This window comes from Providencia sp. 2024EL-00732 (genome assembly GCF_044006275.1).
Taxonomy (GTDB): domain Bacteria; phylum Pseudomonadota; class Gammaproteobacteria; order Enterobacterales; family Enterobacteriaceae; genus Providencia; species Providencia huashanensis.
On the sequence record NZ_JBIPDG010000009.1, the window covers coordinates 1 to 14,826 of the forward strand.

13 protein-coding genes are annotated in these 14,826 nt (G+C 38.8%); 6 read left to right on the top strand and 7 right to left on the bottom strand.

Annotation, left to right across the window (positions count from 1 at the left end):
* The first annotated feature begins 268 nt into the window (after positions 1 to 268).
* The gene (locus ACHB7C_RS14120) at positions 269 to 961 is read left to right on the top strand and encodes a FadR/GntR family transcriptional regulator (protein ID WP_042846819.1); all 693 of its coding nucleotides are present in this window, start codon (positions 269 to 271) and stop codon (positions 959 to 961) included.
* A gap of 54 nt (positions 962 to 1,015) precedes the next feature.
* Complete coding sequence (mdtD, locus tag ACHB7C_RS14125; RefSeq protein WP_042846818.1) at positions 1,016 to 2,419, top strand: multidrug transporter subunit MdtD; 1,404 nt, start codon at positions 1,016 to 1,018, stop codon at positions 2,417 to 2,419.
* On the opposite strand, the gene rbsR is transcribed toward mdtD, so the two are convergent.
* From rbsR to rbsD, 6 genes are all read right to left on the bottom strand, one after another.
* Entirely contained in the window at positions 2,416 to 3,417 is a 1,002-nt protein-coding gene (gene rbsR, locus ACHB7C_RS14130) for a ribose operon transcriptional repressor RbsR (RefSeq protein ID WP_164975540.1), read from the bottom strand. The two genes, mdtD and rbsR, sit on opposite strands and share 4 nt — an antisense overlap.
* Positions 3,418 to 3,420: 3 nt before the next feature.
* On the bottom strand, positions 3,421 to 4,350 hold the full coding sequence (gene rbsK / locus ACHB7C_RS14135; protein ID WP_042846817.1) for a ribokinase: 930 nt from the start codon (positions 4,348 to 4,350) through the stop codon (positions 3,421 to 3,423).
* A gap of 85 nt (positions 4,351 to 4,435) precedes the next feature.
* Entirely contained in the window at positions 4,436 to 5,326 is an 891-nt protein-coding gene (gene rbsB / locus ACHB7C_RS14140; RefSeq protein WP_395347640.1) for a ribose ABC transporter substrate-binding protein RbsB, read from the bottom strand.
* An 18-nt stretch (positions 5,327 to 5,344) separates the two neighbouring features.
* Positions 5,345 to 6,307, bottom strand: coding sequence for a ribose ABC transporter permease (gene rbsC / locus ACHB7C_RS14145; RefSeq protein ID WP_042846815.1), 963 nt, complete (start codon positions 6,305 to 6,307; stop codon positions 5,345 to 5,347).
* The gene (rbsA, locus tag ACHB7C_RS14150) at positions 6,304 to 7,818 is read right to left on the bottom strand and encodes a ribose ABC transporter ATP-binding protein RbsA (protein WP_166686698.1); all 1,515 of its coding nucleotides are present in this window, start codon (positions 7,816 to 7,818) and stop codon (positions 6,304 to 6,306) included. Before rbsA ends, rbsC begins: the two co-directional genes overlap by 4 nt.
* A gap of 7 nt (positions 7,819 to 7,825) precedes the next feature.
* On the bottom strand, positions 7,826 to 8,245 hold the full coding sequence (gene rbsD / locus ACHB7C_RS14155; RefSeq protein WP_042846813.1) for a D-ribose pyranase: 420 nt from the start codon (positions 8,243 to 8,245) through the stop codon (positions 7,826 to 7,828).
* A 350-nt stretch (positions 8,246 to 8,595) separates the two neighbouring features.
* On the opposite strand from rbsD, the gene ACHB7C_RS14160 reads away from it, so the two are divergent.
* The 3 genes from ACHB7C_RS14160 (at position 8,596) to viaA (ending at position 13,205) form a co-directional block, all read left to right on the top strand.
* Positions 8,596 to 9,990, top strand: a complete 1,395-nt coding sequence (locus ACHB7C_RS14160; protein WP_048605632.1) for an NAD-dependent succinate-semialdehyde dehydrogenase — start codon at positions 8,596 to 8,598, stop codon at positions 9,988 to 9,990.
* Positions 9,991 to 10,227: 237 nt separating this feature from the next.
* Positions 10,228 to 11,745, top strand: coding sequence for an ATPase RavA (ravA, locus tag ACHB7C_RS14165; RefSeq protein ID WP_071547557.1), 1,518 nt, complete (start codon positions 10,228 to 10,230; stop codon positions 11,743 to 11,745).
* A gap of 2 nt (positions 11,746 to 11,747) precedes the next feature.
* The gene (viaA, locus tag ACHB7C_RS14170) at positions 11,748 to 13,205 is read left to right on the top strand and encodes an ATPase RavA stimulator ViaA (protein ID WP_129467265.1); all 1,458 of its coding nucleotides are present in this window, start codon (positions 11,748 to 11,750) and stop codon (positions 13,203 to 13,205) included.
* On the opposite strand, the gene asnA is transcribed toward viaA, so the two are convergent.
* Entirely contained in the window at positions 13,206 to 14,198 is a 993-nt protein-coding gene (gene asnA, locus ACHB7C_RS14175) for an aspartate--ammonia ligase (protein WP_042846809.1), read from the bottom strand. It lies immediately after the preceding gene.
* A 162-nt stretch (positions 14,199 to 14,360) separates the two neighbouring features.
* Between asnA and asnC the strand changes: the two genes are divergently transcribed.
* Positions 14,361 to 14,822 (top strand): transcriptional regulator AsnC, encoded by a 462-nt coding sequence (gene asnC / locus ACHB7C_RS14180; RefSeq protein ID WP_042846808.1) that lies wholly within the window; start codon positions 14,361 to 14,363, stop codon positions 14,820 to 14,822.
* Positions 14,823 to 14,826: the final 4 nt, after the last annotated feature.

The following is a 14,826-nucleotide window of genomic DNA, read 5'->3' on the forward strand; positions in this document are numbered from 1 at the left end:
CGTTTATTTTCAACTTTTTCTTTCTCACCTCTGTTATCACAAGGCTTCGAGGTTTTCTTCGAGCCGGTTTATCGTGACAACGGATGCGCATTATAGGGAGCCCAGAAAATCTAGCAAGTGTTTTTTTGTTTTTTTATTTTGTTCGCGTTTTTTTTAGCCAAAACAGGCTTTATAAGTTAAATAAGGTCTGTATATTGACTATTTCAGCAGCAATTATTCATTTACTCGCGTAATATAAGTATCTAAGAAATGCGTATTGAGATGAATTATGGAATTAAGTAAGCAACAAACTGCCTCACAGAAGAACCGCTCTTATATTATTGCAGAGAATCTTGGACAGTTAATTTTAAGCAGTACCTATTTACCTGACTCCATTTTACCCAATGAATTAGATTTATCAGAACAATTCCAAGCAAGCAGAACAGCAATAAGAGAAGCAATAAAAATACTCGCGGCAAAAGGAATGGTATTAGCCCGCCCTAAAATTGGCACTCGTGTGATGCCTTCTTCAAATTGGAATTTTTTGGACCAAGACCTTTTAAAGTGGTGGTCGAATAGCGAAGAACAGTCCGTTGTTATTAAACATTTTAAAGTTGTTCGTCTCGCAATTGAGCCCCAAGCTTGTTATCTTGCTGCATTACATGCAACACAAGAACAAAAACAATCTTTACAACTTTTAGCGAGTGAAATGCAATTACTAGCAAAAGAATTTGATAGAGAACGATGGATAAAAATTGACTACCATTTTCATTTAACTATCTATAAAGCTTGCGCTAACCCTTTTTTGATCTCTTTTGCTAATCTGTTTCGCTCTATCTATCAGCGTTATTTTGATGTAATCACTGATAATGAAGTAATTGAAGTTGATACACATCAACAGCTCGCGAATGCAATTATTGAAGGCAAAAGTGCAGATGCCCTTAATTTTTGCTATAGCTTATTAACGAATACTCAGAAATAAAACTAACGAGATAACTCACCGATTTTGGAATTCAATTTTTTAGATAGGTAACTGATGTTCAAGACAGCCAAAAATATGTCTGGTCTTCCATGGATTGCGGCCATGGCCTTTTTCATGCAAGCACTTGATGCCACTATTTTGAATACGGCTTTACCTGATATTGCCAAGAGCCTTCATCACTCCCCCCTTGCTATGCAATCAGCAGTAGTCAGTTACACATTAACTGTTGCCTTATTGATCCCTGTAAGTGGGTGGTTTGCTGATAGATTTGGGACACGGCGTGTTTTTATTTTAGCAGTTTCATTATTTTCTTTAGGTTCTTTATTGTGTGCACTTTCACCCTCCCTAGATTTTTTAGTAACGTCAAGGGTTATTCAAGGGGTTGGTGGGGCAATGATGATGCCAGTTGCACGTTTAGCGCTAATTAGAGCTTATCCACGTAGTGAATTATTGCCAATATTAAACTTTGTCACAATACCGGGGTTAGTTGGGCCAATATTAGGGCCTCTGCTAGGTGGTATATTAGTGACCTACGCCACATGGCATTGGATATTTATTATTAATATTCCTATTGGCGTTTTAGGTATTTTTTATGCGTTAAAACATATGCCTGATTTTAAAATGCCGAAGCGAAAATTTGATACCCTCGGTTTCTTATTGTTTGGATTCGGTTTAGTAATGCTATCTGTCAGCCTCGATTTCTTTGGTGATAAATCGCTACCTACATCTATACCAGTATCTCTTGTTGCAATTGGGTTTCTTTTCCTATTTCTTTATATTTTCCATGCAAGGCGAATTAAGCACGCCATTATTCCTTTAAATTTATTTAAAACTCGCACTTTTTCTATTGGTATCAGTGGGAATGTTGCAACTCGACTAGGTACTGGCAGTATTCCATTTCTAATGCCATTAATGCTACAAGTTGGTTTTGGCTATGAAGCTGTTGTTGCTGGTATGATGATGGCACCATTAGCGATTGGTTCAATCACAGCAAAATCCGCTGTTACAAAAATACTCACTAAATATGGGTACCGTAATACATTATTTGTTATCACCATCATTATTGGATTAATGATTGCTCAATTTTCCTTGCAGTCACCAAGTATGTCGATTTATCTGTTAATAGTCCCTTTATTCATTTTAGGTATGGTAATGTCTGTACAATTTACCGCAATGAATACGATATGTTTGGCTGACCTAACAGATAATAATGCAAGTGCGGGGAACAGTATGTTAGCCGTGACTCAACAGCTATCGATAAGTTTCGGTATTGCAGTGAGCGCAGCAATATTGAACTTCTATGGTGGACAGCCTAACAGCAATACCGTCGATAATTTCCATTATACCTTTATTACTGTCGGTGCTATCACCTTAATATCCGCTTTTGTCTTTTTATTATTAAGTAAGACTGATGGGGATAACTTAATAAAAAATAAAGCAAAAAAGGCTAAAAATTAGCATTTCCTGACCGATTGACGCTCAATAAGTTCAGGTGTTAATACTAAAACACTGGCATCTGCTTCAGGGTTATCCATACGATAAATAAGTTGGTCAACAGCCTGTTTGCCTAGTTTATCTTTTGGTTGATGGATCGTCGTCAATGGTGGGATCATATAAGGTGAAAGGTCGATATCATCATAACCAATGATTGAAATATCATCAGGCACTTTGATTCCTTTTTGGAATATAGCCTGATAAGCCCCAACAGCCATGGCATCATTCCCTGCAAAAATAGCTTGTGGAGGCGTTGATAACTCAAGCAGTTTATTCATTGATTCAAAACCACCAGCAAATTCGAAGTCACTGAAAATAATATAATCTTCATTAACTTCAATTTTAGCCTGTTCCATCGCTTGAATAAAACCTTGATAACGAGCCCTTGCTGGAGACTTATCTTGAGGCCCCGCAATACAGGCTATTCGGGTAAAACCCGAATCAATAAGATAACGGGTAGCAATTTCCCCCCCAAGAAATGAGTTATCTTGAATCACATCTCCTACTGAATCAAATGGTGACCAATCCATCATAACGGTCGGAACGCTAGGGTAGCGAGTAAACACATCCTTCGATGGGCCTTGAACTTCTGTACACATAATTAATAGCCCATCAACACGTTTTTGTAATAACGTTTCTAAGCTATGGTTCATACGTTGAAGGTCACCTTCAGTATTACATAAGATCAAACTATAACCGCGCTCGTAGCAACTACGTTCAACACCACGTACTACTTCTGCATAAAATGGGTTATTACTTGTTGTTAGTAACATCCCTATTGTATTAGTGCGATTCATTTTTAAGCTTCTAGCTAATGCTGAAGGGGCATAGTTTAGCTCTTCTATCGCATTTTTGACGCGCAGAGTTATACTTTCGCTAACATAGCGATTTTGATTAATCACGTGAGAGACTGTGGATGTCGACACCCCCGCTAAACGTGCCACATCTTTCATTGTTGCCACAAGCTAATCCTGTTGAGTCAAAAATTGTTCAATTTCTTTACGCCAAGGTACCGATGGCTGCGCGCCAGGACGAGTTACAGCAATTGCTGCGGCAGCATGAGCAAAAATAATTGCGTCTTCATCTGCCTTACCTTCCAATAATGCAGTGACATAAGCCCCATTGAATGTATCACCTGCCGCAATAGTATCTACTGCTTTTACGTTAAATGCAGGAATTATTTTCCCTTGTGAGCCTTGTTCACTATACCAAACCCCTCGGGACCCTAGCGTTATCATCACTTTGCTGATCCCTTTTTCGTGCAATACCTGTGCAGCTGCTTGTGCTCCTTTATTATCATTAACAGCAATCCCTGTTAGATGCTCAGCTTCGGTTTCATTTGGTGTAATGATATCGACTAGTGTTAATAATGAATCTGGCAATGACTGGGCTGGTGCTGGATTTAAAATTACCTGTGTATTATTTTTATTGGCAATTTCAGCAGCCATTTGTACCGTATCAAGAGGTGACTCTAATTGCATTAAAACAGCATCAGCTTCGATAATTTTTTGTTGATAGCTAGCAAGCCTTTCTGTCGTCAATTGTGCATTTGCGCCTGCACTGATACCAATAATGTTTTCACCTTGTTGGTTCACATAAATCAATGCCACACCAGTAGTTTCATCTTGAATGGCATCAATACACTCAGTTTTAATATTATCCAAACTAAGCTGTTTTTTAATACTAGAACCAATGCCATCATCACCAACACAAGCAATAAAAGTTATGTCAGCACCGCTTCTACCCGCGGCGACAGCTTGATTTGCGCCTTTACCACCAAATGCAACTTGATAGTGATCACCCCTCACCGTTTCACCCGGCTGCGGAAATTGCTTAACATTTAATATATGATCAGCATTGATACTACCGAGAACCACTAGCTTTGCTGTAGCCATAACGTTTATTTCCTTTTTATTGTGACGTAATAACCCACAAACTAAATGAACCGCCGTTATAATAGTAAACGGCGGTTTTTATTTTTTATTGTTTTACCACTAATTCCAATTCAACTGGAACCGTAGATTCAACTTTTTCACCTTTTAAGACTTTATCCGCTATCTGTACTCCAACGATACCGATTTGGTCTGGGCGCTGTGCTATGGTTGCCCCTAATTTACCGCTTTCTACTGCTTTGATGCCATCATTAGTGCCATCAAACCCAACAACAAGAACATCAGAGTAACCAGCAGTTTGTAAAGCTCTTAAAGCACCTAGAGCCATTTCATCATTCTGAGCAAATACCGCTTGGACAGTAGGATGTGCCGTTAACAAGTTTTGCATGACGTTCAAGCCTTTTGTTCTATCAAAATCAGCAGGTTGGCTCGCCAGTAAATTAAATTTATGCTCTTTTGCTCCAGTATTAAAACCTTCACCACGCTCACGCGCTGCTGAAGTACCGGAAATCCCTTCTAATTGAATGACTTTTGCTTCATTACCCGCTTTTTTTGCGATATAGTCAGCCGCCATTTTCCCCCCCATGCGGTTATCTGATGCCACATGGCTGACAACTTCACCTTTATTTGCTGCTCTATCTAATGTAATCACAGGAATGTTAGCTTTGTTAGCCATTAAAATAGAATTCCCGACCGCGTCTGAATCAGTTGGATTGATTAACATAAGTTTTGTGCCACGCACAGTTAGATCTTGTACGTTTGCCAACTCTTTAGCTGGGTTATCTTGAGAATCTAAGACGATCAATTCATACCCCAGTTTATCAGCTTCTTTTTGTGCGCTGTCTTTCATCGTCACAAAGAATGGATTGTTAAGTGTAGAAATAACTAATGCAATGCTATCTTTCGCCATCGCATTAACACTGACCGTTGCACTCAGTGCAACCGCAGATAATAGTGTTGCTAATTTATTCATCTTCATAATAATTTTCCTGTAGGGTTATTTTTTATTATCAACAAGTACCGCAAGTAAGATGACGACAGCTTTTACAATCATCTGATAGTTTGACGAAATACCTAATAAGTTTAAGCCATTATTTAGAAAACCAAGGATCAAGGCACCAATCAAGGTTCCGACAATGCGGCCTTTACCACCAGCAAGGCTGGTACCACCAAGAACAACCGCAGCAATGGCATCCAATTCATATCCATTACCCGCCATTGGTTGTGCTGATGATAAACGCGCAACTTCGATTACACTCGCCAATGCAGCTAACAAGCCACATAAGGCATAAACGATAATTTTAATGCGGTCGACGTTAATACCAGATAGGCGAGTTGCTGATTCATTCCCCCCTAATGCATAGATATAACGACCTAGACGTGTGTGATGCAACATGTACCATGCAGCCGCAAAAACAATGATCATTAACCAAACAGGGGTCGGAATGCCAAATGGACGCCCAATACCAAACCAACCAAATAAATCTGCGTTATCACTAAACCCTGTATTAATAGGGCTTCCGTCGGTGTACACGCGAGTAACCCCACGTAGTAATAACATCATGACTAGAGTTGCAATAAAAGCTTGAACTTTACCTTTTGCGACAATAACACCGGTACATGCGCCAATTGCAGCCCCCAATGCTAATGCACCAGCAACAGCGACTAAAGCATTTACATCAGTACTCACCATAGAAGCTGCCACAGCCCCAGTTAATGCTAATAATGAGCCGACAGACAGGTCAATTCCTGAGGTTAAAATGACCAATGTCATTCCAACAGCCATAATGGCATTCACAGAGGTTTGTTGTAAGATATTGAAAAAGTTATTAACCGTAAAAAAATTAGGGCTTAATGTCGATACGATCGCAATTAAAATTAATAGTGCTATTAATGATTTTTGCTCCATCAGCCATGCTTTGCTGAACCAGCGTTTTGATGATGCGGTAGTTGAACTCATGCTGATAACTCCTGAACTGAGCCATAATGTTTACCCACTGCAGCAGCCATTAAGGCTTCCTGAGTTGCGTCTTTGGCGGAAAACTCCCCACTGATATGACCTTCATGCATAACCAAAATACGGTCACTCATTCCAATCACTTCTGGCATTTCTGAAGAAACTAAAATGATACTCAGTCCTTCTTTCTTAAATTGGTTAATTAATTGATAAATTTCTTTTTTGGCTCCAACATCAACCCCGCGAGTTGGTTCATCAAGGATCAGGACTTTAGGTCGCGTCATTAACCCCCGAGCAATTGCCACTTTTTGCTGATTACCACCAGAAAGGTTGCCAATAATTTGGTTCATTGATGGCGTTTTAATATTGAATAATCGAATGAAATCACTGACAGTTTGTTGTTCTTCTTTATGTTTTAAACTACCACCTACGCGGCTAAAATAACGTAGTGCCGTCAATGACATATTTTCTTTCACTGACATGCCAAGTACTAAACCATCACGTTTGCGGTCTTCAGAAATATAGACAATGCCGTTATTTAGGCCATCTTGAGGAGTTCTTAATGTGACTTCCTTACCTTCAAGAGTAATAGTCCCTGTTTTCTTCGCTGCCGCGCCATAAATAATTTTCATCAATTCCGTGCGACCTGCCCCCATCAACCCTGAAACCCCTAAAATTTCACCACTTTTTAGACTAAAACTGGCATTAGTGACTCCGGGACCGGATATATTTTGCAACTGTAAGCGCACACTACCAGTAGGAACATCAACTCTCGGATACTGATCTTCTAGTTTTCGTCCTACCATCATTTCAATTAGCTTTTCTTCTTCTAATTCGCTAACAGGTTTTTCACCTATAAATTGGCCGTCACGAAAAACAGTTACATCATCGCAAATTTCAAAAATTTCTTTTAGCCGATGAGAAATGTACACAATGCCACAGCCTTGCGCTTTTAAGTCTTCAATAACTCTAAATAAAGAAGCTGTTTCTGTATCAGTTAAAGCATCGGTTGGCTCATCCATGATGATAACTTGGGATTGATAACTTAGAACCTTAGCTATTTCGACCATTTGCTGCTCACCAATAGAGAGCTCAGCAATAGTTTGGTGGCTGTTATAATCAAGATTAAGACGTTGAAGAAGTTTGTCTGATTCACTAAACATCTTTTTCCAGTCGATTTTGCCAAATACATTAACAAATTCTCGACCAAGAAAAATATTCTCCGCGATAGTTAATTCAGGAATAAGATTTAGCTCTTGGTGAATAATACCAATGCCTGCTTCTTGGGAGTTTTTAGGGCCATTAAATTTTACTTCTTTGCCTAGATAGCGGATTTTACCTGCATCTTTGCTATAGATACCGGTTAGTACTTTCATCATGGTTGATTTGCCAGCCCCATTTTCCCCCACCAGCGCCATGACTTTTCCAGGATAGACATTTAATGTCGCCCCATTAAGGGCTTTTACCCCTGGAAATGATTTATCGATTCCGATAAGTTCTAATAAAGGTTGCATAATCACCTCAGAAAGTCACACCAGAACAAAGAATAATGTTAGCGAACGGTGAACATTCTCCGGTGCGGATCACCGCTTTACTGTCATGAGTCAGTTGTTTAAAACGTTCATGGCTGCAATAGATAATTTCAATCGTATTATTTTGAGTGACTTCTAGCTGTTGTAAGTGAGCTAAAATAGCATCTTCCATTTGTGGGTTATTGGTACTAATTTCCTCAGCTAGAATGGCTTTTTCGACTTGCATCTCTTGAGTAATAACACTTAAAACTGACATGAAATCGGGTAAGCCTTGAGTAATGGCTAAATCAATACGCTCAGTTCCTTGAGAAATAGGCAAACCAGCATCAGCAAGCGTTATTTGGTCCGTATGACCTAACTTGGCAATTACAGAGGTCACGTTGGCATTAAGTAAAACACCCTTTTTCATTTTTCACCGCCATTCTAGTAAGCGAAACGTTTCGCTCATGTAATCATAGTAAAGATGAGTCACAACTCAATATTGATGGTTAATATTTGTGATCAACATCGAAACGTTTCGTTAGCGTTAAAAAAATAAAAAATGATAACTAATTGAATAGCTTAAGCTGAATCGTTTCTATTGATTCATAAATAAACATAAAAAAAAACATTCAAAAACAATTAAAATTTGTTTACACGAATTTTTTGATGAAAAATGCCATTTAAATTCATTTTAAGCTCATTTTATGGTGACATATCAAATGTAATTTAAGATAGGTTAAATTATTTATCTTTAACCGTTGCGATAAGGAATAAAAAATGAATATGACATCATCAATAAAATCAGTTAATCCAGCAACAAATAAAGTAGAAAAGATTTATCAAGAAATGAGTGCGGAGGAAGTCGATACAATACTCAGCAAAGCAGATAACGCCTACCTGACTTGGAAAAAAAGCTCATTTACAGAGCGAGCAGTAATTTTACATAACATAGCAAAAACTATGCGAGATAAAAAAGAGCTTCTCGGAAAAATCTGTACAACAGAAATGGGAAAACTATTAAGTGAATCGATAAGCGAAGTCGAATTATGCGCAAATATTTTTGACTACTATGCGAATGAAGGAAGCCGTTTATTAGCGGATAAAGAAATTGATGTTAAACACGGAAAAGCCTTCTTAACTTATGAACCTATCGGAGTACTCCTGACTGTTCAACCATGGAATTTTCCATTTTATCAAATAACTCGAACAGCTGCTGCTAATCTAATGGCAGGGAATACCATTGTTTTAAAGCATGCTTCAAATATTCCCCAATGCGCTGAAATAATGGAAAAAATATTTATTGAAGCAGGCCTACCGGATGGCGTTTACAACAATTTATTCATTCCTGGCTCAAAAGTTTCAGCTCTTGTTTCAGATGAACGAGTCAAAGCCGTATCTTTAACAGGAAGTAAACCTGCTGGTTCCAATTTTGCCTCTGAAGCAAGCAAAGTAATAAAAAAATCAACACTTGAGCTAGGAGGGAGTGATGCTTTTATTGTGCTAGCTGATGCAGATATTGATAGTGCGGTTGCGACAGCGACTGCTGGCCGTCTATGGAATGCAGGGCAAGTTTGTGTTTCACCAAAACGTATTATTGTATTAGAAAACGTTGCGAAAGAATTTATCGCAAAAGCAAAAGCAATCTATGAAAAAATTATTGTGGGTGACCCAATGGACCCAGCTACGCAACTCGCCCCATTAAGTAGCGAAGGAGCAGTAAACGACGTTATTAATCAAGTTGAAGTGGCTGTAAAAGAGGGAGCAACACTGGTATTTGGCGGTAAGCGATTAGATCGTGAAGGGGCGTTTATGCAACCCACAATATTGACAGATATAAAACCGAATATGAAAGCTTATCATGAAGAAATATTCGGCCCAGTACTTTGTATTTATGCTGTAAAAAATATAGATGAAGCCATTCAATTAGCTAACGCGACTGAATTCGGTTTAGGTGGAACTGTCTTTGGTAAGAATGAAGCGGAAGCAATAAAAGTGGCTCGCCAAATAGTCACAGGGATGGTTTATATCAATCATACCACAGGAATTGCCCCTGAGCTCCCCTTCGGTGGAACTAAGCTTTCTGGTTATGGTCGAGAACAATCACTTGCGGGCATTCGTGAGTTTGTGAATGAAAAATTAATTCGAGTTACCACGCCAGATGCACCTTATTAATAATTATTAATCCTCAGCGCGGGCTCATAGTTTTATACTCATGAGCCCACCCAGTTCAAATCAGCTCTCTTTCGATTAAGATTTTCTCGCCTTAATACAGCTACACACGATTTAAATCAAATAACACAAAAGAAAAATGACAAATTTGATTGCACTGTTTATAAAAGGACGGATAACCTAATAATTAAGCGTAACTACAACATTATTGAATTTTGTTATTCAATGAAAGGAATATCGATGCAATTATCTGAACGGATAGCTCAACTTAGCAATTACCTTGAAAGCGGTTTATATGAACGCCAGCAGGCTATTCGTTTATGTTTATTAGCCACATTAAGTGGGGAAAGTGTTTTTCTCTTAGGCCCTCCTGGTATTGCAAAAAGCTTGATAGCGAGACGAATGAAATTTGCTTTTCGCCATGCAAATGCGTTTGAATACTTAATGACACGTTTTTCGACTCCCGAAGAAATATTTGGCCCACTATCAATACAGGCACTAAAAGATGAAGGGCGCTACCAACGGCTAACTAAAGGCTATTTACCTGATGCTGAAGTTGTCTTTCTTGATGAGATTTGGAAAGCCGGCCCTGCTATTTTAAATACTTTGCTAACGGCAGTAAATGAACGCAAGTTTCGTAATGGTGACGAAGAAAAACGTATTCCGATGCGGCTATTAGTTACCGCTTCTAATGAACTTCCTGATGCAGATAGTAGCCTAGAAGCACTATTTGACCGTATGTTAGTGCGTATTTGGTTAGATAAACTACAAGAAAAACAAAATTTCCGCGCACTTCTAACTGGAAAATCATCCTTAGATGAAGCACAAGTACCTGAACATTTAAAAATCAGTGATGAAGAATACCAACAGTGGCAACAAGAAATACCGAAAATTACGCTACCCGATCACTGTTTTGAGCTTATTTATCAACTACGTCAACAATTAGATGCAACAGATAAGCAAGTTTATGTTTCTGACAGGCGATGGAAAAAAGCGGTTTATCTACTGCAAGCAAGTGCATTTTTCAATGGTAGAAGTAGTGTATCCCCCCTTGATATTGTGCTACTAAAAGATTGCCTATGGCACGATATGCAATCCATGAACACCTTGCCTAAATTATTGCAATCTCTACTGCAAGAGGATGGCTGGCAACAACGTAAATTAATGCACGAAATAGAGCTAACTTACCAACAATGGATGTCATCAACCCAAGATCAAAACAACCAAGACGCATTTAAAGTAAATAAAAACAATGCAATGTTTGCTCGCAAAGCCTCATATGTACTCCCAGAGAATATTGCTGAAGGGCGTATTACGCTATTTTTACATCGCCCATTGCAGTTACATAATATGAAAGTCACCTTTGTGACAACGGATAAAAAATCCCTGATAAACTTTTTAAATAAAGGAACAACGTTATCAGCTCACCTCAACGGAATTGGTTTTGCCCAAGAATTGGCCGCAGAGATTAATAATTTAAACCAAATTCAATTATTAGATGTGAGTCACCAATCATCGACTTTATATCTACAGGATAAAACAGCAAGTAACATACCTACGATAAATAACCAAGAATGGTTAGATAAGTTGGATAAAATTCAAAATGATATCCAAACAGCTCGCTATCAATTTGAAAAACAGCAACCAAATTTATTTATCGAGCCCCATTGGATAGCAGATATAGAACAAAGCTTTATTAACGTATCCGAGAGACTCATCCAACTACGCAACCAAATCACGGGTAAAGTGGCTGAATAATTATGATGAGTTTAGCCACACTCGAAATGCTACTTTCGGTTAATGAAGGTCAATTAATTGAAGAGATCATTATTTCTCTTCTCGCTACCCCACAATTGGCCGTATTTTTCGAAAAACACCCACGTTTGAAAAAAGCCTTACTAAAAGATTTATCCAGTTGGAAAAAAGATCTCAAACAAAGGATGAAAGATGCACTCGTCCCTTTACAGCTTTCTGAAGAGTTTGAGTTGTATCGCCAGTCATTAGGAATTTCCACTGATGCTTTTTTTACCCAACTCCCTACTGTAATTGAAAAGCTTCATCAACTTGATTCCCCTTTTTATCGTGAAGCTTATCAGTTACAGAGTGGCAAAATAGAAAACCGTGGTGCAAGACAATCACTGTTTGTCCAAAGATGGCGTATTAGCTTAATTTTTCAAGTTACGACTCTTCATAAAGAACTGTTGGAGCAAGAAAAAGAACAGTTGCTGGCGGAATTACAGCGTCGGCTAGCGTTAAGTGGAAATTTAGAAGATATACTCGGTGAAAATGAGCGTGCAGCAGGCCGCTTATGGGATCTAAGCAAAGGGGCCAATATGACCTCAGCTTATAATGACCAATTGTTAAATCGTTATAGTGAGTTTTTACGCCAACAACCTGAACTGGAAAAAATAGCCCAATTGTTAGGACGCAGCCAAACAGCCCAAGCCATTCCAGATGATAGCGTCATACTTGAACCAATGACTATCATGGAAAAAGTCCCTGAAACTGTCCCCGAACAAGTTAATGGTTTAAATCAAAGCGATGATATTTTACGGTTATTACCCGCGGAATTAGCCATGTTAGGACTTGAAGATATAGAGTTTGAGTTTTATCGCAAATTGCTTGAAAAACAACTTTTGACTTATCGTTTACAAGGTGAGAGTTGGCAAGAAAGAAAAATACTTCGGCCAATCACACATCATCATAACGAAGAGCAACCAAGAGGACCATTCGTTGTATGTATCGATACCTCTGGTTCAATGGGGGGGTTAAATGAACGATGTGCCAAAGCCTTTTGCCTTGCCCTGATGAAAATTGCGCTGGCAGATAACCGGTCATGCCATGTCATGTTATTCTCCACTGAAATAGTGCACTACGATTTATTATCTGCCGATGGCTTAGATCAATGTATTCGTTTTTTACATCAGACCTTTAAAGGTGGGACCGATCTCGCCGCTTGTTTGCAAGAAACAGCAATAAAATTGGAGTCAAAACAGTGGGCTGATGCAGATGCAGTGGTAATTTCTGATTTTGTGGCTCAACGTTTGCCCGATGAATTAATTCAGAAGATTAAATCAATGCAGAAGATGGGGAAATACCGCTTCCATGCGGTATCCGTATCAAATTATGGGAAACCCAGCATCATGAAAATTTTTGACCATATTTGGCGCTTTGATACTGGGTTAAAAAGCAGGCTACTACGCCGCTTTAATCGCTAATTACAGCATACCTTCAACTGACTCTTGCATTTCTTCGCCCCACACGCCACATTGTACTTGGCCAATGTGTTGACGTTGCAGAAGCAACATCACTAAACGTGATTGACCAATGCCACCCCCAATAGTTTGCGGCATTTCACCTTTCACTAACGCTTGATGCCACTCTAATTCCATACGCTTTTCATCATTTGTCAGGCCTAATTGGTATGTCAAGCACTCAGGACTTACACGAATACCCATAGAGGACAGCTCAAAAGCATCTTGTAATACTGGGTTCCATACAATGATGTCACCGTTTAAACCACAAAAACCATCTTCATTTTTTGTCGTCCAGTCATCATAGTCTGGTGCACGTACATCATGTGATTCACCGCTCGATAACTTACCGCCGATACCAATCAAGAATACAGCACCCAGTTCTTTCGCGATAGCGCGCTCACGACCTTTAGCGTCTAAGTCAGGGTAACGCTGTAGTAACTCTTCACTGTGGATAAAGTGAATTTGGTCTGGCAGGAACGGTGCCAAACCAAATTCTTTACTTACGGCAGCTTCTGTTTCTTTTATTGCCTTATAGATTTTACCCACTGTCTGTTTCAGATAAGGAAGAGTACGCTCCTCATCTGCCATCACTTTTTCCCAATCCCACTGATCAACATAGACAGAGTGGATAGGGGTTAAGCGATCCTCGTCCGGACGCAACGCTTTCATATGTGTATATAAACCTTGGCCTTTACTAAAACCAAAACGACCGAGCGTTTTACGTTTCCATTTAGCCAATGAGTGAACGACTTCGAAGGTTGCACCTGGAATTGATTTCACTTTTACTTGAACGGCTTTTTCACTACCGGATAAGTTATCTTGTGTACCATCACCTAAACGGCTCAGGATTGGGCCTTGAACCTCAATTAAGCCTAATTCCTTTTCAAGTAAACGTGAGAAATATGATTTAACAAAACTAATTTGTTGCTGATGTTCGATGAATGACTTGTCCATAATTTTGTACCCATAATTTGATTGCTGTATTAGCTGATGTATAGATTAAGCAACAAAATGAGGTATAAATTCAATATACTTCATTAAAAAAAGCCATTGGCGTTTATTTTAATCAAAAAAAAGGGTATAAAAATGAATAATCGTTAAAATGGAGGTGAAATAATGCCTGAAAATTATCAAATCGATAATCTCGATCGTGACATACTTCACGAATTAATGGGAAATGCACGTACACCATATGCGGAATTAGCAAAAAAATTCTCTGTTAGCCCAGGTACAATTCATGTTCGCGTAGAGAAAATGAAGCAAGCTGGAATCATTCAAGGAACTCGTATCGATATCAGCCCAAAACGGTTAGGTTTTGATGTCTGCTGTTTTATTGGCATCATTTTAAAAAGTGCTAAAGATTACCCAACAGCACTAAAAAAACTGGATGCCTTAGAAGAAGTGGTTGAGGTTTATTACACAACTGGGCAATACAGCATTTTTATCAAAGTCATGTGCAAGTCAATTGATGCGTTACAAGACGTACTTATCAACAAAATTCAAACGATTGATGAAATACAATCCACCGAAACGTTGATCTCCTTACAGAACCCAATCTTGCGAACAATTAGCCCTTAGAAAA